Annotated in this window: 23 protein-coding genes; 8 read left to right on the top strand and 15 right to left on the bottom strand. The window is 52.2% G+C overall.

Translation table 11 applies throughout. The features are described from left to right. The first annotated feature begins 71 nt into the window (after positions 1–71). Positions 72–278, top strand: coding sequence for a hypothetical protein (locus PXY01_RS14155; protein ID WP_127570664.1), 207 nt, complete (start codon positions 72–74; stop codon positions 276–278). On the opposite strand, the gene PXY01_RS14150 is transcribed toward PXY01_RS14155, so the two are convergent. From PXY01_RS14150 to PXY01_RS14140, 3 genes are all read right to left on the bottom strand, one after another. After that, entirely contained in the window at positions 259–495 is a 237-nt protein-coding gene (locus PXY01_RS14150; RefSeq protein WP_127570663.1) for a hypothetical protein, read from the bottom strand. The two genes, PXY01_RS14155 and PXY01_RS14150, sit on opposite strands and share 20 nt — an antisense overlap. A 14-nt stretch (positions 496–509) precedes the next feature. Continuing rightward, positions 510–704 carry a hypothetical protein gene (locus PXY01_RS14145; RefSeq protein ID WP_127570662.1) on the bottom strand — a complete coding sequence of 65 codons (195 nt, stop codon included), beginning with the start codon at positions 702–704 and terminating at the stop codon, positions 510–512. A 175-nt stretch (positions 705–879) separates the two neighbouring features. Further along, positions 880–1,026 carry a DUF4023 family protein gene (locus PXY01_RS14140; RefSeq protein ID WP_127570661.1) on the bottom strand — a complete coding sequence of 49 codons (147 nt, stop codon included), beginning with the start codon at positions 1,024–1,026 and terminating at the stop codon, positions 880–882. A 146-nt stretch (positions 1,027–1,172) separates the two neighbouring features. Here PXY01_RS14140 and PXY01_RS14135 point away from each other — a divergent pair, with 146 nt between their 5' ends. Then, on the top strand, positions 1,173–1,946 hold the full coding sequence (locus tag PXY01_RS14135; protein ID WP_127570660.1) for a Cof-type HAD-IIB family hydrolase: 774 nt from the start codon (positions 1,173–1,175) through the stop codon (positions 1,944–1,946). 182 nt (positions 1,947–2,128) lie between these two features. Then, the gene (locus PXY01_RS14130) at positions 2,129–2,749 is read left to right on the top strand and encodes a M15 family metallopeptidase (protein WP_281277885.1); all 621 of its coding nucleotides are present in this window, start codon (positions 2,129–2,131) and stop codon (positions 2,747–2,749) included. Positions 2,750–2,802: 53 nt separating this feature from the next. Here the strand turns inward: PXY01_RS14130 and PXY01_RS14125 are convergent, their stop codons facing one another. Then, positions 2,803–3,960 (bottom strand): RDD family protein, encoded by a 1,158-nt coding sequence (locus PXY01_RS14125; RefSeq protein WP_127570659.1) that lies wholly within the window; start codon positions 3,958–3,960, stop codon positions 2,803–2,805. Positions 3,961–4,180: 220 nt separating this feature from the next. On the opposite strand from PXY01_RS14125, the gene PXY01_RS14120 reads away from it, so the two are divergent. The 4 genes from PXY01_RS14120 (at position 4,181) to PXY01_RS14105 (ending at position 9,758) form a co-directional block, all read left to right on the top strand. Then, positions 4,181–5,236, top strand: coding sequence for a substrate-binding domain-containing protein (locus tag PXY01_RS14120; protein ID WP_127570658.1), 1,056 nt, complete (start codon positions 4,181–4,183; stop codon positions 5,234–5,236). Then, entirely contained in the window at positions 5,233–6,714 is a 1,482-nt protein-coding gene (locus PXY01_RS14115) for a sensor histidine kinase (RefSeq protein ID WP_127570657.1), read from the top strand. The genes PXY01_RS14120 and PXY01_RS14115 overlap by 4 nt, the downstream gene beginning before the upstream one ends. Next, positions 6,692–8,137, top strand: a complete 1,446-nt coding sequence (locus PXY01_RS14110) for an AraC family transcriptional regulator (protein ID WP_127570656.1) — start codon at positions 6,692–6,694, stop codon at positions 8,135–8,137. Before PXY01_RS14115 ends, PXY01_RS14110 begins: the two co-directional genes overlap by 23 nt. A gap of 223 nt (positions 8,138–8,360) precedes the next feature. After that, positions 8,361–9,758 carry a sugar porter family MFS transporter gene (locus PXY01_RS14105; protein WP_174721831.1) on the top strand — a complete coding sequence of 466 codons (1,398 nt, stop codon included), beginning with the start codon at positions 8,361–8,363 and terminating at the stop codon, positions 9,756–9,758. Between the two features lie 233 nt (positions 9,759–9,991). On the opposite strand, the gene PXY01_RS14100 is transcribed toward PXY01_RS14105, so the two are convergent. The 3 genes from PXY01_RS14100 to PXY01_RS14090 all read right to left on the bottom strand — a co-directional run bounded on the left by PXY01_RS14100 (position 9,992) and on the right by PXY01_RS14090 (position 12,907). Further along, positions 9,992–10,639: an adenylyltransferase/cytidyltransferase family protein gene (locus PXY01_RS14100; RefSeq protein WP_127570654.1), complete on the bottom strand. Its 648-nt coding sequence runs from the start codon at positions 10,637–10,639 to the stop codon at positions 9,992–9,994. A 28-nt stretch (positions 10,640–10,667) separates the two neighbouring features. Further along, positions 10,668–12,068, bottom strand: coding sequence for a nicotinamide phosphoribosyltransferase domain-containing protein (locus PXY01_RS14095; RefSeq protein WP_127570653.1), 1,401 nt, complete (start codon positions 12,066–12,068; stop codon positions 10,668–10,670). A gap of 71 nt (positions 12,069–12,139) precedes the next feature. Further along, positions 12,140–12,907, bottom strand: coding sequence for an NUDIX domain-containing protein (locus tag PXY01_RS14090; protein WP_174721830.1), 768 nt, complete (start codon positions 12,905–12,907; stop codon positions 12,140–12,142). Between the two features lie 382 nt (positions 12,908–13,289). Here PXY01_RS14090 and PXY01_RS14085 point away from each other — a divergent pair, with 382 nt between their 5' ends. Beyond that, positions 13,290–13,481 carry a hypothetical protein gene (locus PXY01_RS14085; RefSeq protein ID WP_127570651.1) on the top strand — a complete coding sequence of 64 codons (192 nt, stop codon included), beginning with the start codon at positions 13,290–13,292 and terminating at the stop codon, positions 13,479–13,481. 56 nt (positions 13,482–13,537) lie between these two features. On the opposite strand, the gene PXY01_RS14080 is transcribed toward PXY01_RS14085, so the two are convergent. The 8 genes from PXY01_RS14080 to msrA form a co-directional block, all read right to left on the bottom strand. Next, positions 13,538–14,599, bottom strand: coding sequence for a hypothetical protein (locus PXY01_RS14080; RefSeq protein WP_127570650.1), 1,062 nt, complete (start codon positions 14,597–14,599; stop codon positions 13,538–13,540). After that, on the bottom strand, positions 14,596–16,413 hold the full coding sequence (locus PXY01_RS14075) for an HSP90 family protein (RefSeq protein ID WP_246027938.1): 1,818 nt from the start codon (positions 16,411–16,413) through the stop codon (positions 14,596–14,598). The genes PXY01_RS14080 and PXY01_RS14075 overlap by 4 nt, the downstream gene beginning before the upstream one ends. Before the next feature lie 259 nt (positions 16,414–16,672). Beyond that, complete coding sequence (locus PXY01_RS14070) at positions 16,673–16,981, bottom strand: thioredoxin family protein (RefSeq protein WP_127570649.1); 309 nt, start codon at positions 16,979–16,981, stop codon at positions 16,673–16,675. 19 nt (positions 16,982–17,000) lie between these two features. Then, positions 17,001–17,669 carry a ribonuclease H gene (rnhA, locus tag PXY01_RS14065; protein WP_127570648.1) on the bottom strand — a complete coding sequence of 223 codons (669 nt, stop codon included), beginning with the start codon at positions 17,667–17,669 and terminating at the stop codon, positions 17,001–17,003. Between the two features lie 140 nt (positions 17,670–17,809). Then, positions 17,810–17,977 (bottom strand): hypothetical protein, encoded by a 168-nt coding sequence (locus PXY01_RS22385; RefSeq protein WP_164744427.1) that lies wholly within the window; start codon positions 17,975–17,977, stop codon positions 17,810–17,812. A 140-nt stretch (positions 17,978–18,117) separates the two neighbouring features. Continuing rightward, a complete protein-coding gene (locus PXY01_RS14060) occupies positions 18,118–18,747 on the bottom strand; it encodes a TVP38/TMEM64 family protein (RefSeq protein ID WP_246027937.1) in 630 nt (209 codons plus the stop codon). A 92-nt stretch (positions 18,748–18,839) separates the two neighbouring features. Next, complete coding sequence (locus PXY01_RS14055) at positions 18,840–19,307, bottom strand: cytochrome c biogenesis protein CcdC (protein WP_127570647.1); 468 nt, start codon at positions 19,305–19,307, stop codon at positions 18,840–18,842. Positions 19,308–19,392: 85 nt separating this feature from the next. Beyond that, positions 19,393–20,055, bottom strand: a complete 663-nt coding sequence (gene msrA, locus PXY01_RS14050) for a peptide-methionine (S)-S-oxide reductase MsrA (protein WP_127570646.1) — start codon at positions 20,053–20,055, stop codon at positions 19,393–19,395. Between the last annotated feature and the right edge of the window lie 267 nt (positions 20,056–20,322).

Below are 20,322 nucleotides of genomic sequence, written 5' to 3'. Positions count from 1 at the left end.
GCTGACACTCTATCACATTCCGCCTGTAACCACATAAATTATACCATCTTCAGCTTCAAGGAGTGATCTTGATGGTCAAAATTACACAATACGATGGAATGGCGAGCCAGCTCAGTCAACTAGGAGTGGGTACGCCCGTCTATGTGTGGTTCAATAATTCTAGTGACTATTACTACCTGTATTATCAGGGATTAATCGATAATAGCAGCATCGCGCTTTTCCAAGGCGACACCTTGTTTCGTATTCCTGTTAACAGCATTACGGCAATCGCTGTGTAATCAGCCGCGGCCTCACTCCGATCCTCCTTAACAATTTGGCCATTTGACGGACGTTCCCCGCGCGAATCGAAGCGGTAAACTGCTCAGCGTATTGGGGATGATAATTCATATAGTTAAGCAGCAGGCTCGACTGCCTCACGGTAAGATGAACCGCGGCAGGTACCGGCCTTAACTGAGAGGCCTTCGCACCAACAGATGGATATTTTCGCTTGCGCACAGCTGTTTCCCCCATCAAATCAAAATCGCTTTAATCTCAGACACGTTTACCCGCAAAATACTTGACCCGACTCCGAACAATGCTGTATTTCCTCGCAGCCCATGGTATTTAACGAGAATAAACCCCGAATTTGCAAACCATATCATCATATTCGTTCCGAGCGACACCTGCTCCAACTCGTGAACAATCCAAGGGCTCGCGGCATCCACCTTTGGATCGCCTCCTATCGCTATCTTTCTAGCTATTCTATTCAACCCGCTTAGCTTGTGATAGGGATAATTGGCATGGAGAGATCTTAGAGATAAATCTTTACACATTGAAAAAAGGCGGTGCAGAAGTCCGTTCATTATCCCGGACTTTCTGCACCGCCTCTTTCATGATGGTCTATGGATTATTCGCATGCTGCTTCGTCGGCAGCGATTGGGACGGTGTGCCTTTGCCGAAGCGCTGTTTATTTTTTTCCTGTCTGTGCTGCTGCGCCTTTACTTCATTCACAAATTGTCCCGTGTCGCCGGTATTCGTATTCGTCACCGTGTATCGCCTCCTTATGCAGACGTTAGACTGTCCGAAGCACCGCACTCTTATACATCAGACGCTCGACGCGAGCAGTCATCCATAGTATGATAGGCCGTATATAAGCTAGTAAGAAGAGAAATACTAGGGAATGGAGAATCAGCATGAGCTATAAAATCGTATTCTTCGACATTGACGGCACGCTGGTAAACGAAGAAAAGCAGATACCGCAGGACACGATCGACGCCATTCGCGAGCTGAAGAGCACTGGCGTTGAGATTGCGATCGCGACAGGTCGCGCTCCTTATTTTTTCAAACCAATTAGCGAGCTGCTCGGCATCGATTCATATGTCAGCCTGAACGGCGCATACGTCGTCCATAAGGGGAGTGTGCTGTTCGAGCGGCCGATTCCGCGCGAGCATCTGGAGACACTGGTCGCTCAAGCCGGCCAACACGGTCATCCGCTCGTATTCGAAGGCGGCGAGAGCTATTACGCTGATACGGACTCACACCCACATATGCTGGATTCGGTTAACTCGCTTCGGATCGAGCTGCCAGGCCACGACCCGGAATACTGGAAAAAAACGAACATCTACCAAGCATTCCTTCATTGCGAGGCCCATGAAGAGGAGCTCTACGACGGTAAGCTTCCAGGACTGCGGCTTGTCCGCTGGCACAAGACGGCGATGGACGTACTGTCAGAGGGCGGCTCCAAGGCGCTCGGCATTGAGGCGATGCTTCAACATCTGGGCATTGCGCCGGAGGAAGCCGCTGCTTTCGGAGACGGCTTGAATGACAAAGAAATGCTTGGCGTTGTCGGTCTCGGCATCGCAATGGGTAATTCGCATCCGGAGCTTCTACCGCACGCGGACTACGTTACAGCGCACGTCGATGAGGGCGGCATCCGCCAAGGTCTTCAGCACGCTGGTCTATTGTAGGCCGCAGCTTTTCAACAATGGCTGAGCAGGTTTGGCAGGTATAAACCAATGCTCGGCCTTTTTGCATTAGAATCTATAAGTCTTAAGTTTTCTTCAGCAATGAATTAAGTATTTCTTAGTATTAGAACGATATAATAATAGTTACCTACATGACATCATACATGGAAGAAGGAGTTTGAGCTTTGCGTGTAAATCCGAATTCGCTGCCGGCAGCATCATACACCCGGCGTTCTTTATACCGCAGGCGGCGGAGCCGCTTGTTGCTCGTTCCATTACTTGTCTTGATTGCTTTTATCGGTGCGCTTGCGCTCAACCGTCTGACCAGCGTAACGGAGCCGAAGCAGCGGGAAATTCCCTCAGCCGATCTGCACCCCATCGTCAGCAGTCAAGTGGAACGTTTAAAACAACTTACGGAGGAGATCGGTATCCGTATTCTGATCACCGACGGCTTCCGTAGTGCAGCCGAGCAGGATGCGCTGTACCGCCAAGGACGCGAAGACGAAGGCGCTATCGTCACCAACGCTAAGGGCGGACAGTCGTATCATAATTTCGGACTGGCGGTCGACTTCGCACTGCTAACCGACAACGGCTCCGCCATCTGGGATATGGAAGCCGATCTGAACGGAAACGATAAATCCGATTGGATGGAGGTCGTCTCCATTGCCAAATCGCTTGGCTTCGAATGGGGCGGTGACTGGGAGTCATTCCCGGATTATCCACATCTGCAGATCACATTCGGTTACAGCTTACGCGAGCTGCGGAACGGAGCCGATTTAACGAATGTGCAGCTGAAGGACAACTAGACAGGAAAAGCCGGCCGCGAACGAGCAACCGATCGCGCTGCCGGCTTTTGCCTTTATATCGTGACTGTACGAAGCACTCTTCTGAAAGAACCGACCCATCGATCAAGCTTGTTCAATTCGTTACGATGCTGTCGGCGAAATTCTTCTATACTTTCGAACTCTTCATATACATCGTAAAGTGCAGCCACAATAAAATAATATCGCTCTTCATCTCCTGTAATCGTAACGGTGTAGGATTGCATGGTCCCCTCCTCATTCACCGCATGCATCATATACCGGTAAGCGGAGTTGCCGTTCAGCTCTATTGCCTCAGGCTCATAGTCATCATAAACAGCCGAGTAATGAAAGGTAATCCAGCTTCCCACATAGCTCGCATATTCAATAAGCGTCGGAAATTCGTTCTGCTCCTCGTCGCTAGCCCCCTCGATGTAAATATAGGCATTCGAAATATAACTGTTGATGAATAATCCTGCCTCAATGTCCCCATCTTTATCCCAATGGGCGGGGACGGTGATCTCATACCGACCGTCTGCTGTCTGGAATGTCTGACCGTCCCACAAGGATTGAAACCATTGGCCGGCCATCGTTATTCCACCTGCCACCCCCGTCACGCCGGCTATAAACAACGCAATGAACAGCGTCTTCACAATACCAGACTTACGTACAATTAACGGTCCAAGAGTGCGCTGCGGCAGCACATAAGCATCCGCTGCCATATCGCCCAGCCTCTGCTTGCTTGGCAAGGCCAAGACTAGAATGCCCGCTGCAAGACCGCTAAGCATGAACGGACTAAATTCCGCTATGCGGATTACATTCCGAATGAACGACCCCTTCCATCCAAGCGGCCTTCCTTCTCGGTTCACTACACGTATACGCAGCATCCACTTGCCGACCGTCGCTCCGGATCGCGCTTCATACAACCAGAAATATAAAAAGCCCGCCAGCACATATCCACCCAAACCCGCAGCCCAATATACGAATGAGCTCTGTCCACTGGGAACAAGAAGCATCAACCCGCCTGCTATTATCCCTGCTATAACGATTCTATCGATCACAAATGCGGCAAATCTTCGTAAGAAGCTGATCAAAACGTCCGTCTCCCGGCTTAACGCATTCGCATCTATTATCCCGCCGTATGATGCCAATTGTTGCTGTACCGGAACCGTTCTGAACACGAGCGATTCCTCTCTTTGATCCGTCGGCCTATCCATCGTTCGCCGCCCCCCTTACTTCTATATTCATTATAGGGGGACTATTGTCTATTATCCATATATTTCAATATAAAAGTACTCGAATTAGTTCATCAATATATTGTGTTACGGTTTCATGCTTCAAAGGTTGATTGTCACACTAAGAAAGTCCCATAATAAAAAATGATAATCACCAGCATACATCCATGCTGTCAACCGGTATAAGGAGCTCGTCTACACCATGTCAAACAAAACTGCAACGATCGGGCTAATCGCCCTGTTCATTATCTTCGCAGCGGTGCTGTCCGCTTTCTATGCTTCCGCTCTCCGAACGCGGGAGCTTGCCCATTCATTAACGGGCGCGGAGCCCCCCAGTAACGCATACCGCGTCACCTTGATCGCTCAAGAGGTGGACAACCCATTCTGGCAGGAGGTTAAACTCGGTGCTAGCGATGCGGCCAAGCAGCTTGGAATAACGCTTGAATATACAGGGCCGAGCCGCTTCGATGCCAGCGAGCAATCGCGCCTGCTCGCCAAAGCGATAGCCGCCAAGAGTGATGCTGTCATTGTCCAAGGATTGAATGAACCGAATTATCAGACGCTGATTGACCATGCGGTACAAAGCGGTATCGGCGTCGTAACGGTCGATGCCGATGAACCGAACAGCAAGCGCGAGGCCTATGTTGGAACCGACAACCGCAAAGTCGGGCAGCAGATGGGCAAGCTAATCGCTGCGGATACGGGCGGTGTCGGAGAGGTGGGCGTCCTGATCGGCAGCAATTCCATTAACCAACAGCTGCGGCTTGCTGGCCTGCGCGACGTGACGGATCAATATCCGCTGCTGCACATCGTCGATATTCGCACGACAGGCAATTCACGGCTTCGGGCGCTCGAACAGACGACCGATATGCTGAGCAAGCATCCGAATATCGATGCAATCGTAGGCTTCAGCGCGCTTGACGGCTCTGGTATGGCGGAAGCCGTCAAGGAACATATGGAGCTAACGGAGCAGGCCGCAGGCTCAATCGAAGGTTCCACCTCTATTCAATCGCCGGAAATCGTCATGTACGCATTCGACGACTTACCCGAGACCCGGGAAGCGATAGCCCAGTGCACACTTCGCGGCACGATCGTTCAACGGCCTTACGAAATGGGCTTCGAAGCGGTGAACCAGCTGCAGCTGCGGCATAGAGCATCGTCTAGCGAAAGCACGCAAGCACGAGCAGCAACGGGCGAGCATTACACCGAAACTTCACTCATGACCGTAAATTCGCTCGGCTTGCCGGAGTGCCCATGACGATACGCACGAAGCTGCTGCTGTTCATTCCGCTGCTCGTCATTGTGGTCGGCTCAACGACATTTTTAATATATCGAAGTGCCAATGTCGTGCAGCGCAGCTATGACGGCATGATGGAGCAACTGCTGTTATATAACCAAGCGGCTCAGTCTGCAGATTCCCTGCTGAACACGCTGTACGTCCATCTGGACAATCCGACCGCTGCATCAATTGAGGCCGTACGTTCAATGGAGCAACAGCTAAGCGACCTGCATGATTCATTGCTGGTTATTAACAGTACTGTATCCTCCATTGATTATACAAGTATGCTGGAGACACTGATCGAGCAGTCGCAGATGGCGATTAACTCTTCCTCGACCACTGAGTCTCTTCGCATCTATGAGCAGGCGGAAACGACCACACAGTTCATTCGCGAGGAAGGCAGTCGGCTCGTCGAGGCAGAGCTTCAAGCCGATCGCCCCGTGTTCCGCCGTATTCAGCAGGAGAATGAAACCATGAGCCGGCTCGGCGCCGCCGTATTCGTGACGGAGACGCTGCTCGCTGCCGTTCTTGCTCTATGGATTTCTCGAAGCATTACCCGTCCGGTCGATGCGCTCGTCAAGTCTGCTGGCCTCATCGCGCAAGGCGATCTGGATGCAGAGCCGCCGCAGCTCGAAAGACGCGATGAGCTTGGCGCGATAACCAATGCGTTCCGCCGCATGCTCGGCGGACTGCGGGAAAGAGCCAAGCTGGAGCAGGAGCAAAGCGAGCAGCGGCGGCTGCTGAACGAGCTTGAGCTGCGGTCGCTGCAAAGTCAAATCCAGCCGCATTTTTTATTCAATTCCTTGAATGCACTTTCCAAGCTGGCGCTGCTCGAAGGAGCCGAACGTACAAGTGATCTTATCGTCTCACTGTCTTCGATGATCCGTTACAATTTGAGCCGTCTTGATCGGCCAGTAACCTTACGCGAGGAGCTTAGACATGTGGAGGCGTATATGACGATTCAGCAAGCGCGATTCCGGGAACGAATTACATTCGAGCGCAACATCGATTCAAACGCGCTATCCGCCCCCCTCCCCCCACTAACGCTTCAACCCATCGTCGAGAACGCATTCGTTCACGGGGTAGAGCAGATGGAGCACGGCGCGATCATCACGCTGAATATTAAACGTGAGGAAGACGGATCGGTTCGAATTGCCGTCACCGACAATGGCAAAGGAATGACCGAGCATGCTCGGCAAGAGCTGCTTAATGGAAAGCCGCCGAATGAAACGGAACGGCGCACCAAATCGGCCGGTATAGGTATGCACAACGTCTTCCGCAGGCTAGAGCTCTTCTATGGCACGACCGGACTGGTTAAGATCGACAGCGCAATCGGGCAAGGGACACGCATGACGCTCACTCTGCCGTCAAAGCCGCTGCCATCACATCCAGGGCATGAATCGGAACATAATACCCTAAAGGAGAATAAGCCCGATGTACCGACTATTGATCGCTGATGACGAGGCGCTAGAACGCGAAGGACTGGAATGGATCATAAAGCGTACGATGCCGGATACTTTCGAGCTGCTATTTGCAGACAACGGACGCAGAGCGCTGGAAGTGGCCGAGGAGATGCGGCCTCACATCATTTTCATGGACATTCATATGCCTGGCATTCAAGGACTGGACGCGCTGCGAGAGATTCATTCTCGAATGCCGGAGACGAAGCTGGTGCTCGTCACCGCCTACGACTATTTCGCCTACGCGCAAGAAGCGATCGAGCTAGGTGTTAAGCAATATATCGTCAAGCCTGCAAGCCGCGAGCAAATCTCCGAGCTGCTGCGTCAGCTTGTTCAAGAGCTCGAGGAGGAGAAACGGCAGCGCGGTGAGCGGCTTGAGCTGCTGAACCGGATGAACGAGCTGGAGCCGCTTATGCAGAACGAGCTGGCGCTTATGTTCATGGTCGACCAAGTCATCGGCACGGAGGCGGAGCAGCTCGCGGACTGGGTCGGCTTCCCGCTCGATTCCGGCTGCGCGGTCGTTGCTGCTTGGAACGGCTTACCGACGGATGCGCACGAGCGCAGAACGCTGTATGAGGAGGTACGGGCCTTCGCGAAATCACAGGGCGGCATCCTCATCAGCTCGATTATCGATCGGCATATGGCCGTCTTCTTCTCACAGTCCCAGCAGATGGATCCGCATCCGGACCGGGGAGTGAACACGGAACGCATCTCGGAAGCAGTTTTGTTCGCGCAGCGGCTGTCCCGCTGGACGGCAGAACGGCTCCACCTGCCTGCGGCCATCGGAGTTGGCAGCGTACATCAAGGCGTCGAAGGGATGCGCCGTTCTTATGTGGAGGCGGTATTCGCCTCCTCCTGCTGCAGCAGCGACGGCGGACTTTGTCTGTTCGCCGAGCTGCAGCGTGCAGGCAGGCCGGCGGCCAGCGCACTACCGGAGTCATCCCGAACCGGCGAGCAAGACGTTGGCAGCAGCGGAGAAGTACGCTCAAGCAGCGGCGCAACGGCTAGCCGCGCAACCAATGAAGCCGCCGCCAGCGATTATGTGCTGTCGGCGTTAAGGCGAAGCCGCGAGATGCGTGAGCAGCAGACGGTGTCTGCACTGGACCGTGCTAAGCATTACATCGAATCGCGGTTCAAGGAGGAGCTGTCGCTGGAGGAGGTAGCCGATCACGTACACCTGAACCCTTTTTACTTGAGCAAAGTATTCAAGCAGTATGTCGGAGAGTCGTTCATCGATTACTTAACTAGACTAAGGATTGATGAAGCGAAGAAGCTGATGGATAATGAATCGCTCAGCTTGAAGGAGATCTGCTTCGAGATCGGATATAAGGACCCGAATTATTTTAGCCGCGTGTTTAAGAAAGTGACCGGGCTGACACCGTCGGATTATCGCGCCAGTGCGGAGAAATTAACAGATTGAGTGTGTAAAGAGGATTATTTTGCGGTCGAATATCAAAATAGTGAGGGTGGGCGGAACGGCCAACCAATTCGGTGATGCTCATGCATGAAAAGTGCGGGATTGGCGCAAAATTGTGCTGTCGATTGCTCAATCGTATCGCCGTAACGGGTGCTATAATGAGTGACGCAGCCGTCTAAGACTGATCTTACGGCGGTTCATTCGTTATTCGGAAGGAGCATACACCGTGGCTGTTATACCAACAAGTCCCAATGTTTCGAACGCGAACCATGATGCAGTAAACATGAAGTTCGTTACGCTTATGTCCATTATTGCTGCACTTGGCGGCCTGCTGTTCGGATTCGATACAGCAGTCGTCTCCGGCGCCGTCGGCTTTATGGAGGAACGGTTTCAATTAAATGAGGTGCAGGTCGGCTGGGCCGTATCGTGCCTTATTATCGGCTGTATCATCGGCGCAGGCGCCTCCGGCATTCTGAGCGACAGATTTGGTCGTAAGAAAGTGCTAATCGTCGCTGCTCTTCTTTTCACTATCGGCTCGATCGGCTCCGCTCTGCCGGATACGTTCAGCTGGTACATCGTATGGCGGATGATCGGCGGACTCGGCATCGGTATCACTTCGACGCTTTGCCCGTTGTATAATGCAGAGATCTCGCCGGCACAATTCCGCGGCCGTCTCGTCGCATTCAACCAACTCGCTACCGTTACCGGTATTTTCTTGACTTACTTCGTCAACAGCGGCTTCGCTTCGTACGGCGATGACGCATGGGACGTATCGACCGCTTGGCGCTGGATGCTCGGCATTGGCGCTGTACCTGGCTTGGCGTTCATGATTCTACTATTCATCGTACCTGAAAGCCCACGCTGGCTCATTAAGCAAGGACGCGCACCTGAGGCGCTGGACATTCTGGTCAAAGTGCATGGCGAGGCAGGCGCTCGTCAAGAAGTACTCGACATCAAGCAATCGTTCCAGGACGAGAAACGCAGCTCGCTCCGCCATCTGTTCCAACCTGGCCTTCGCACGGCCTTAATCGTCGGTGTCGTCATCGCTATACTGCAGCAAATTACGGGCATTAACGCGGTCTTGTACTACGCACCGGAAATTTTGAAAGAAACAGGCGCTGGCACGAATGCTGCCCTGCTGCAGACGATTCTCGTCGGTGCGATCAACGTGATCTTCACGATTCTGGCGATCTGGCTCATCGACAAAATAGGCCGCAAAGTACTGCTGCTCGTCGGTTCTTCTATTATGACGGTGTGTCTGATCCTAATCGGCTATGCGTTCCATACGGACACGACAGGAGCAGCTGTCCTTATTCTGCTGCTGGTCTATGTAGCCGCGTTCGCCATTTCGCTCGGACCTGTCGTCTGGGTACTGCTTGCAGAAATATTCCCGAACCACATTCGCGGCCGGGCGACGGCTATCGCTTCGATGGCACTGTGGGCTGCCGACTATGTCGTTTCCCAATCGTTCCCGCCTATGCTGGAATCAGCCGGGGCAGCGTCAACGTTCTGGATCTTCGCTGTCATGGGCTTAATTACCGTCATCTTCACTTGGCGCGTCATTCCAGAGACGAAAGGCAAATCACTGGAACAAATCGAAAATATGTGGACCGAATCGAAATAACCGAGGCAAGCCGTCCATCTCTTCGGAGATGGCGGCTTTTCTTTTTTATATAAACATTCTATATCATGAAATCGATTAATTTAATCCATAAAATTCTTCTTCACCGTAATCCCGCAACACTTTGTTCCCGTCTTCCGATCAAATTGCAAAAGGTGAAGTATCTGTTTTTAACAAAGGGATATCCATTGAATATTGTGCCAAGTCCCATGTCCCCTTCAATTTTGGAAAAAGCTTTAATGTCGATAAGCCTCCACCCGCAGCAGCGCCTCGCGAATGCTATCAAACTCTCCGTGCAGCACCGGATTCGTATAGGTCTCCCAGAACGATCGGTCGCCCTTGGCTATCGCCTCACGCAGCCGCGTCGCGCTAATCGGCACGTCGATACGCGGAACGACCAGCCTGCTGATGCCGGCGATCTCCTCCTCGGGGAACCAATGTCCCCGCTCCTCGTCATCTCCTGTAATCATGAGATCAAGTGCCGGAAATCCACGTTCTTCCCCATACCTTCTTGCTGCCTGCAGTAAATACCGTCCCCATGCATAGCTGTGGTCGCCTTCGTGAGTATAATCATTCAGAGACGCAAGCTCAATGCGATCGCGATAGATAAGCCGCAGCAGCCGCATCCGAAGCTCGGCGCCGAACGGATTGCGCACGGTCCCCTGCAACTGTGCGGAGCCGACAAGAACAAGCACCCGCTCACAATTCGCCAGCGCCGCTTCGATCATCCGCTCATGGCCGATATGAAGCGGCTGAAACCTGCCGAGAATAAAGCCGAATTGATATGGTTTGGCCCCGCTGGTACTATTGGTCATGTTAGTACTGTTCCAATCATTCGTATCTTTCATGCCGTGCACCGCCCCCATACTGTTTTCGCCACTCATTCCATGACCGCCATCGGCCCTATTTCCTCTAGCCCAAATATTGCTCTGCAATCGCGGCAATTTTGCGTTCGATCCCCGCCGACAGCTTAATCGCCTCCTGAGCGGGATTCTGAACGCGCATCCTCTCCCGCACCTCGCTCCAGAACACCGTTCCAGCCACAAGCCTATGAGGTACACCCTCTCCGTCATGCCTATACACCGTCTCGTACAGCCCTTCGCGCTCCGACTCGCCTTCCGCCTCAGCCACCATTATGCCTTGGTCGATAACGAGCTTCACTCGACCGGGAATGCTTCGTTTCAGCGGCGTCATCGAGAACTTCATCCGATCCTTGCCATTGCTGTACGCCGTCTTCATCGCCCAGCCGTACGTGTCACGATCGATGTGGTTGTAGAAGCCTGCGCCCACTCCATAAGCGACGAACGGAAGCGGTACACCCCACTGCTCTAGCTGAGCATCATAACGTTTCACCTGCTCGAAGCTCATGCCTTCGCCAATAATGACGCTAACCGTGCCTGTCAGATCATTCATACGCGCCACTTCATAAATATCTGCCGCCTGCTGCAGCACATTGCCGCTGTCCGGACGCATGACGATCCGAATGCCCCGCTCTCTCGCATGCTTGCCAATTACGGGCAAATAATCTCGGATAACCCGGTCCGCATCGTACGTATCGATAACAAGTGCAACGATACGTTCACCAGCCGCTTCTGTCTCATCAACCGCTCGAATGAAGCATGCCAGCTCGTCGTCGAACTGCTGCGTTACTTTATGCGCCAGCGCAGCTATGCTGCCAATAACAGCCTGCGGCGTATGCTTCGTCGTATGAAAATCATCCGTTCCTTGCAGCGACAAGTTCCATGCCGTACCCGCCCAGTAAGCATCCTCCAGGCTCCGGTGTCCCCGGAAGCCGAAGCTGTGAATGCGCCACAGGAACGAATCATCATACCCGTGCTCCGCCTGCTTGCTCTCCAAATACCGCCGCATATGGAATGCCTCCGTCACGCAGCCGCTTGGAAAATAAGCATGCATAAATATCGCTTCCCACCAGGTCACAAGCTCTCCGAAGCCTTCAACCGTATTATAGACTTGGGCAAAAGGCGTCCCCGCCGGGCACCATGTCCCTTCTGGCAGCGACTCAACTGCGATTGGCGCGTAGCCGCCGCATTCGTCGACGACCCGGCGGAACAGCTCCGACGGGAACCGCAAGCCTTGCAGCGCAGCTCCCCGCTCCGCCTCTTCGATGTGCTCTTCCGTAATACGAATCGCCAGCAGGTTCGTTACGATTTCTCGGAATCCGTACAGAATCATCCCTTTCCTGCGATTATACAAATGGCTGACTTCCCAATCCATATTCATTTTCAGCCGCGAGTGCGAGAGGTTGTAGCTGTCTGTTAGCAGCAGCGGATTCGTACGTATCGTGTTCAACATAAATATAACCTCCAATATATCATTATTAAAGTCGAATCGACTATATAAATGGCTATTAAAAATTCCGATGCTCAGAAGAGTCCGGAATTATAAATCGAGATTCGTGGCTCGTAATCGGTGTAGATATACAGCTGCGCCGGTCGATTGGAGTTACGGTCCGTCGTCTTCGGGTTGCCCGACGAATCGACCGCTTCACGAATTAACCCTTGCCTGGTCTTCGTTGTCATCAGATTGCGCTTGAAGTTCGCAAGATCTTCTTTGAAGGATGGCACGACAGTCTGAATCACCTGATATAGCTCGCGGATCGTAAACTCAGCCGGCAGAAACTGCTTCGCAAGTGACGTTGTCATCATTTTCGAACGGATGTAATCAAGCGCATCCTGCAGCAGATCGGTGTGATCGAACGCAAGCTTCATTCCGAGTGCTTCGTCTACCGGGAACAGCCGGACTTCCTCAGCATCAGTATCGGCTGAGAGCCGTTGAAGCTGCTCCTCCTTCACGAGCGCGCAGTACAGGACGGACGGCATCCATCCACGCGGATCGCGGCCGGGATAATAAACTGTCTTAATCTGTTCGATCATAACGTCGGAATCAACATTCGTCTCCTCCTTAAGTTCACGGTATGCCGCTTCCAGCAGCGTCTCGTTCTCCCCAGAGAACCCGCCCGGCAATGCCCAATAGCCTGGGAACGCTTCGGACGCAGAGCTTCGGCGAACAAGCAGTACTTCAAGGCGGCGGTCGGCCAGCATTTTATAATTACTCGGCTTGGCATGAGACGTAATTGTAAATATTGCGATGTCGACCGGCAATCCGTCCGGTGTTCGATAATGCTTCTTCACTTCCGCACCCCCCTTATGTTCCCAGTATATGCCGATATTTTTATATTGTCAATATGACAAACAAAATTATTTTTAGAACGCCCTGTTCTCTCTGCTTCCACAATAGAAGACTCCTCCATCGCACCGAAATCATTCTCTACCCATCAGATTGACGTCAGCGTCACGCGGATTGTATAATTCGATCAACCCGTGCGTTGAGTATGTTTCCACCACTCTTCAATGGGTTGCCCTACACCGTGCAGTCATAGCAGCCGTTCTCCCGATCGGCGTGCCGACAGCATGCTCCTGCCCATGCTCATGGAACTATTCCTCGCACTGATATTCTGTGAAACTCCAACCAGCACTTTAGAAACTATAACTTCATTAAAGGGGATATGATGCCATGATACAGGTTAAAGAATTTATTGATACGGATTCGCTTTACGCAGCAAAATCAGCCAACGAGTTTCTCGCGACTCTCCGTGAGGACCAAGTTGTTAACGTCTGCTACAGCTCCATTATGAAGCCGACTCGCACGGGGTCCACCCAGCGCAGCACCATTCTTGTCGTATTTAGAACAGACAAGCAAGAGTAACTATGAGGACAACAAAAAACCGGCGCCCCAAGGGGCACCGGTTGGCACTTATCCTATTACTTGCTCCAAGCTGCATAAGCTGCTTGCAGCTTCATCATCTGGCGCTCTTTGCTTGCCGCAAGAGAGCGGCAGTGCGAATTGCCATTGCGTCGGTCGAACGCATCCGCAAGCCGACTCGTCTCCTGCTCGACCCATTCCAGCGTCACATACTCCGGAGCAGCCAGCTTCTTGCGCCGGCTGCCAGCATGCCAATGAAGCAGAAATAGCCTAACCGAGACAAAATAGAGAAACCGCATCCACGGCATTCTGCACTCCAGGCCGTATGAGATGGTCCGCTCGAACAGCTTAGCGGCCTTCGCCATATCGGTAAGTGTATAGTATTCCAGCAGCAGGCCAAATTCCGTCAAATAGCCAGCTCCATCAAGCGACCGTACGGCCTTCTTCGCCGCTTCCTTCGCTTCCTCGAACTGCCCTAGCTTAAGCAGGGGCTCCACCATGTTGACGTAAGTCGACTGCGGCACAGAACGGCAGCTAACTTTGCCTTCAAGAATCGGCTTAATGACCCGCATACCGCGCTTGTTCTGGTTCAGATCAAAGTAATAGCGTCCATATGAATCCTGCTCACAGGCTGAACAATCCGAGAAATAGTCCCGCTTCGCGGACTTCCATTCCTTGTAGCAGCGCTGCGCCTCCTCCCGCTCACCCTTCGCCAAATGATAGTGAACGAGCTGCTGGTAATAAGGACGCAGGCTGAAGCCATACTTTAAGCACCGCTCCTTGAAATCTGCAAAAATTCGCTCAATCTCGCTCGTCGCGATCTGCGGGAACTGCCATCCCCTGGCAAGCACCCATTTGTAGTGCCACATAATCGTGTGCGCGGAATGCTCCCCCGGCTTCCGGTCGAACTCGGCGAGACACCAAGCGAATGAGATGAGCAGCCGCTCAGGATAGCCCAGATCGACAGCCATATTGGAGTAGGACATCCTTGCCTCATAGGCGTCGCTAGGGGTCAGATGCTCGTCTGCTAAGCGAATCGCTTCCTCCATTAAGATCAGCTGCTGCTTCCCCTTCGGAAGCTCCCACACTTGATTACGTAGTCCGTTGAATCGGCTTCTCATAGTCCCACTCCATCAGCAGTACTGCCGAGTCCCCGCTCCATGAACGCAAGCAGCGATTGGTTCATCAGCCGCAGCTCCTCTTGGCTCATCGGATAATTTCCCATCAGCAGCGCCTGGGTATAGAATAGCTCAATGCACGTTCGACGCAGCTCGTCGTCCTCTGCTTCGATCGCTTTCCGGACTAGCGGATTGTTATAATTGAAACAGAGGCGCGCGTACGGCACCTCATTCAGTTCGTCACTTATCGCCTTCACGACGCCTGCAAACAGCTCGTCCCCTTCATTACTCGTCTTCTCAGCCATTTTCAAAAAATTAATTTCCGCATTCGTGTTATAAAGCACAGGCACGTCAGCCGGCTGGAACCAGCGGATCGAGCTCTCACACTGAAACGGCTTCAGCACTCGGTTCGCCGTGGCTAAGAGCGGCGCCGCCTGAAGCGAATCGACAGGCTTAAGCGGCTTGAACCTGCTGGAGAAGTCGAGCACATCCAGTACGTCAACCTCAACATCGTCCCATATCCCATTAAGCTTGCGAATCAGCTCGAAATCATGGACGTAGCCGCCGTTCACCACCATCATGTTCTGCGCCTTCGCGACACGTGCAATCTGACGGAACTCATCCAGCGTAGCTGTCACATACAGCCGCATATCACTCGTTCCTTCTTGCGCATAATTTTCCAACGTTTGTATAATTTCATGCATTTCCATCCGGCCCGATACAGTCTCGAAGCTCAAGTAAGGCATGAACAGATGGTAAATCTCTTCATCCTCTATCGCAAGCGTCTTAATAGACGCATAGTGAATACGGATAATCGTGGCGAACAGCTCCGGATCACGCTCCGACAAGCCAATCAGATGGCGCTTAATGCATTCACCCAGCTCATGCTGCACCGCAAAGAACAAATCATTCTCCTGGAACGATTCCCGCGAGGCAGTCGGCCTCACCCCGTTCACATTGACAATCGCATTGACGAAGAACGCCCATGAAGGAAGAATCCGATTATTTCTTTCCGATACCATCATCTGCTTCATATATATTCGGTGCTGCTTCTCTTCCTGCAAGCTGACCGCATACGGCAGTAAGTATGCAACGCCCTCCGCCTCACCGATCGCAGAACGAAGCGGAATGACATCTAGCGGCTTATTATAATACTCGCGCTCCCCATACTCCAGCGCATCCTGCCGACTCATTCGCCACGGCGGCAGCGTATCGTTAATCCGGATCGGTCCCCAAGGCCCCTCCAGAACAATCGGCGTATCGAGGAACGAGCCGTACCGCCTCAGCATGTCTTCCATCTGGTCGTGTTCAAAATATTGCTCATAGCCTTCTTTCGCCCGGATATAAATGGAAGTGCCTACCGGAACGCTCGCTGCCAGCTCACGAATCGTATAGGTTCCATCTGGACAGCCCCGCCACTCCAGCGCCGGCGCACCTTCATTCGACGACCGCGTAACGAGCACGATCTCGTTACACACGATAAAGCAGGACAGCAGCCCCACGCCGAATTGTCCAATGAAATCGTCTCCGGCATCCAGCTCCTCCCGCTTCGATGTGCTGCCTATGCGGGATAGGAAATCACGAATTTCCTGCTCTGTCAGACCACAGCCATTGTCGTGAAACGCTGCCGTGCGGGAGGGATGCAGCTCTACCGTAACTTGCGGCTCAAAAGCTTGTCCGCGCTTCTTCCTTGCCGTAATGGCATCCACCGCATTTTGCAGCAATTCTCTAATAAACACAGAATTATCAGAATACAAATGATTCGACAACAGTTCAATCATACCGCTTAGATTGACTTGAAAATTCATTGCATTCATTCGATTCGCCGTCTCCCTGTCTCGTGAATTCATTGCGGTGTAAAAATATGTAATACTTACTTAATCTATTCGAAATAAGAAACCGGTTTTCCTCTCTGTATCGGTATATTTCTTGTCAATTATTAGGGAGCCCGAATATTTCTGCCGCCACGTCAATTAAGGCTCCGCAACCGCAGCTTGATGCGGTCACGCAGCCTTATGCTAAGAGCATCTCTTTCGAGTCTGGCGCATGCCTCTGAGTCGAAAGAACAGTCCGTTCTTATTGTAAGATTCGGTACAAATGATCAACAGAAACCATCGCGTACTCCATCCGAACCGGTTCGCCGTCTTCCAGCAGCACAAGACAAGGTACACTGGACACCCGCCAATGCTCGCGCAGCACCGGCGCGTAATTGATATTCAGCTTACAAATCTCAATCGGCACCCCTGCCGCCTCCACAATTTCGAGCATTCGCTCAGCCACCTTGCACGTCCCGCACATCGCAGTGTAGAACAGCACCGCCTCTCTGAGACCCCCTGCCTCGATTCGGTCCAGCAGCTCACGCTCTGTCCATTCCGCAATTGCCATCGCACTACAGCCAACCCTTCTATTTTCTACCGTAATCGGCTTTAATCTCGCCCCACAGCTTCGTCTGCCACTTTAAAATTTTGTTATCGTATCGGTTCGTCTGCAGCCAATGAATCGCTTCGTCGACCCGCTTCCATATCTCCTCCGTGGAGGCATCACGCGGCAGCGTCGTGGCGACCTTCTTCTCCCGCACCCATTTCATCGCGTTAACCGAATCGCTGTAAATCGTCTTGTTGCTGCCGAGCTTCTGTAAATAACTTAAAGCATGCACGATCGCCAGAAACTCGCCGAGATTGTTCGTCCCTTTGCGTATCGGCCCGACAGAGAACAGCACCTCACCCGTCCGGGTATCGACGCCCTTATATTCAACCGGACCCGGATTGCCGCTTGTGCCGACATCGACGGAAATGCTGTCATAGTCGATCTCAAGCTCAGCCGGATCTACGGCCGTTGTCTTCGGCTTCGCCGATGATGAATACGATCGGTTATAAGGCTTGGAGCCTTTGGCGCCTTGCCCCCAGTGACGCTCCCAGCCTTCGCGGAATGCCTTCTCCGCGGCCTCCTTAGACTCGAACGATTTGAATTTCGCGCCTTCATATCCGCTTGTCTGCTTCTGGCAATCCGCCCAGACCGCGTATACGCCTGGTTGTCTGCCGACCCATACGACATAATGCTTCTGACCTGCCACTTACGCATCCCTCCAGTTCTCGTCCTCTTAGCTTACACGATTGGGAGGGCTGCCGCCACATGACGAAAGCACCGAAGTCGGTCCGCTAGTCGGTATAATATAAGCTTCAGTTCATTGATCGATGAAGGCTTCACCATAGCTTATTTGGCACATAGACAAGAAAGTCCGCCACTAGTAATCGCCAATTTCTCGCAGACTGCAATCAATCCTGGCTGTTCTTCGAACCTCTTCACATATAACAGGAATAATATCGTCGTCCTATGGACGATTGTACCGTAGAAATCAAGAAAGAGCTCTTGAACTGCCAACCATTCCTCCCGCCCGTCTGCACACCTTCTTCCCATCTGCCATATCATAGATTGTTAATAGAGCCTGTTCTCACTGCAGACAAGAAAAGGCTGCAGCAATATGGATTATCCTCCTCCATATTACTACAACCCGGCTTCCATCAAGACTCTCGATGACTCGTTCTCCTGTACCACCATCGGTACAAGACCATGACGATCAATATTAACGAGGTATGCACACCAAGTATGAGCAGCGAGCTCTGCCAATCTTCAAGTAATTCATGGCCAAGAAATGCAAAGGCGAGCATAACCGGAATTTTGCCCAGACCCGATGCCATAACGAACGTCGACAGCCGAACGTTAAGCAGCGCAGGATAAATGATCACGAGCATGCTGGGCACCAGTGGAACGAGCTTTGCCAGAAAAATAGCGACGAACGGATGCCTCTCCATCAAGACCGACAGACGCTCTACCTGCTGAAACCGGGACAAGTAAGCTCTGCCCTGCTCTTGAAAATACCGACGAATAAGCATGAACATGACGATGGAAGCAAGCACAGAGGCCAGCCAGCTTAAGAACGCTCCCGTCAGCGGACCATAAATAATGCCGAGCGAGCCGATCACAAGCTTGTAAGGCAGGACAGGAATAAAGGCGAGCAGCATTGCTGCGCCAAACAGCAGCCACAGCGGGGAATGGCCATGCTGCAGCCAGTCCATGACATCGTTGCGATAATAGAGAAGGACGAGCGCTAACGTACCGTATACAAGCGCTGCTCGCATCATTTTATTCATGAACGGCCTCCATTGATTAGTTTAGGTTTGTAAGTAAGACAGAAGTGCTTTACAGCAAGCTCTTCCGGGATAAGACCGCTTGATTGCCTTAACTAGCCGCGAAGCCGGGCTACCTTGCGAAATTTCAGAAATGAAACCATGCGCCAAGTTATTGCATAAGAGAATGCGACCGTGATGAACAGCGCCGCAAGCGTATCGGGGTCCAAGCCGCTTATGTAGCTGCGCAGAAGGAAACGGATGGCGAATACAGCGAGAAAAGCGATAATAAAGCCTTGATTGCGCTTCGCATATATTTGGTTGTCATCGCGCACTTCATAGTTCGTTGTCCAAATAAGCGGAACCGATAATACGATGCCGATACCAATTGCAGCCAGCCATTCATAAGTCGGCGCATGCACATTCGGGTTCTGAATCAAATATACGCCTGGAAGCATGTATATGATTGGAAGAAGCAGCCTTATGCCGCTGCCCCGAATCGGCCTGCGCACGTCCCGCAATGTGCGGAATAACACAAGTGCAGCGATGATAAGAACGAGGACCATGAATCCACCGGAATCCATTATTCAGTTACTCTCCTTTATGATGTTCTAATACCTCCATTTTACACTTGAACAGACTGGGATTTCTATCATCACTTGTACGCGGTTACCAGCGAATTCGGCGAATTCCTTTCAGTATTCGTTCTCTATCATCGTTGTGTATAGGCCAGCGTCTCATTTCATCAGTGATCCGTTCCATGCTTGTATATCCTTTGGCCAATCCGTTCAATCTGGCAGCGAGTGTCGTATCCACCCAGTTCTCTTCGGTGCCATACAGCTCGCCGAGCTTCGCAACCGCATCGGGAAACCGTTTCAAATAATACTTCTGGTGCCGTGACTCGGCAGGATAAAATTCTGGACAAGGTGACACCTCTGTATCAAGCGGACCACCGCTCTCTTCCTCCAGACGCCGCTTCACCCATTCAATGGCCTCCCGCTGCTCTTGATCCCGATACAATGCCAGCGACCAATACTGCCGCCCCTTATAGCCATTAATATTAACCGGCTTATGGTGCTTCCAGAACAGCTCAAGCAGCTGCTGAAGCGTCACAAGCTTCGGGTCGAACTTGACCTCGACTGTCTCGGAATGATCGCCTATCTCATGATAGGTCGGCTGCTCGGTTGTACCGCCCGCATAGCCCGTACGCGTACCCAACACCCCAGGCACATGCCCAAATAGCGCCTCTGGGCTCCAGAAGCAGCCCATACCGAGCGTAATCGCTGCAGATTCAGTATACGTTGGGGACGAATTGCTCTGATAACTTCTCATATTCAAGTACTCCCTCGTACCTAGCTGTGTTACTTCATTGTACCCGATGAACTGGAAAGCCGAACAGCCGGTCGGAATAGCTGTGCATGAAGGGCGATCTAGAGCTTCTTAGGCGATATATATGCATTCTGTGCAGTATTTCATCAGCCCATCTTTCATATGCAGATGAATTATTGCAGCTCTGATACAACAAATGCGAAAAGGCTGTGCGGAAAACAGGCCTCCTGTTCTCCGCACAACCTTTTCGTTGGACAGCACCTTAATCAT

The organism is Paenibacillus xylaniclasticus (assembly GCF_004001065.1).
GTDB classification, from domain to species: domain Bacteria; phylum Bacillota; class Bacilli; order Paenibacillales; family Paenibacillaceae; genus Paenibacillus_T; species Paenibacillus_T xylaniclasticus.
Note: the sequence above shows the minus strand (reverse complement) of the source record. Positions and strands in the feature narration are given on the sequence as shown.

What these genes read in the sequence shown, in the direction of transcription:
- PXY01_RS14085 (WP_127570651.1), top strand. Translation starts at nt 13,290, where the DNA reads ATGATACAGGTTAAAGAATTTATTGATACGGATTCGCTTTACGCAGCA.
- PXY01_RS14100 (WP_127570654.1), bottom strand. Translation starts at nt 10,639, where the DNA reads ATGAGTGGCGAAAACAGTATGGGGGCGGTGCACGGCATGAAAGATACG.
- PXY01_RS14135 (WP_127570660.1), top strand. Translation starts at nt 1,173, where the DNA reads ATGAGCTATAAAATCGTATTCTTCGACATTGACGGCACGCTGGTAAAC.
- PXY01_RS14120 (WP_127570658.1), top strand. Translation starts at nt 4,181, where the DNA reads ATGTCAAACAAAACTGCAACGATCGGGCTAATCGCCCTGTTCATTATC.
- PXY01_RS14110 (WP_127570656.1), top strand. Translation starts at nt 6,692, where the DNA reads ATGTACCGACTATTGATCGCTGATGACGAGGCGCTAGAACGCGAAGGA.
- PXY01_RS14115 (WP_127570657.1), top strand. Translation starts at nt 5,233, where the DNA reads ATGACGATACGCACGAAGCTGCTGCTGTTCATTCCGCTGCTCGTCATT.
- PXY01_RS14075 (WP_246027938.1), bottom strand. Translation starts at nt 16,413, where the DNA reads ATGAATGCAATGAATTTTCAAGTCAATCTAAGCGGTATGATTGAACTG.
- PXY01_RS14095 (WP_127570653.1), bottom strand. Translation starts at nt 12,068, where the DNA reads ATGTTGAACACGATACGTACGAATCCGCTGCTGCTAACAGACAGCTAC.
- PXY01_RS14155 (WP_127570664.1), top strand. Translation starts at nt 72, where the DNA reads ATGGTCAAAATTACACAATACGATGGAATGGCGAGCCAGCTCAGTCAA.
- PXY01_RS14125 (WP_127570659.1), bottom strand. Translation starts at nt 3,960, where the DNA reads ATGGATAGGCCGACGGATCAAAGAGAGGAATCGCTCGTGTTCAGAACG.
- PXY01_RS14055 (WP_127570647.1), bottom strand. Translation starts at nt 19,307, where the DNA reads ATGGATTCCGGTGGATTCATGGTCCTCGTTCTTATCATCGCTGCACTT.
- PXY01_RS14080 (WP_127570650.1), bottom strand. Translation starts at nt 14,599, where the DNA reads ATGAGAAGCCGATTCAACGGACTACGTAATCAAGTGTGGGAGCTTCCG.
- PXY01_RS14070 (WP_127570649.1), bottom strand. Translation starts at nt 16,981, where the DNA reads ATGGCAATTGCGGAATGGACAGAGCGTGAGCTGCTGGACCGAATCGAG.
- msrA (WP_127570646.1), bottom strand. Translation starts at nt 20,055, where the DNA reads ATGAGAAGTTATCAGAGCAATTCGTCCCCAACGTATACTGAATCTGCA.
- PXY01_RS14060 (WP_246027937.1), bottom strand. Translation starts at nt 18,747, where the DNA reads ATGAATAAAATGATGCGAGCAGCGCTTGTATACGGTACGTTAGCGCTC.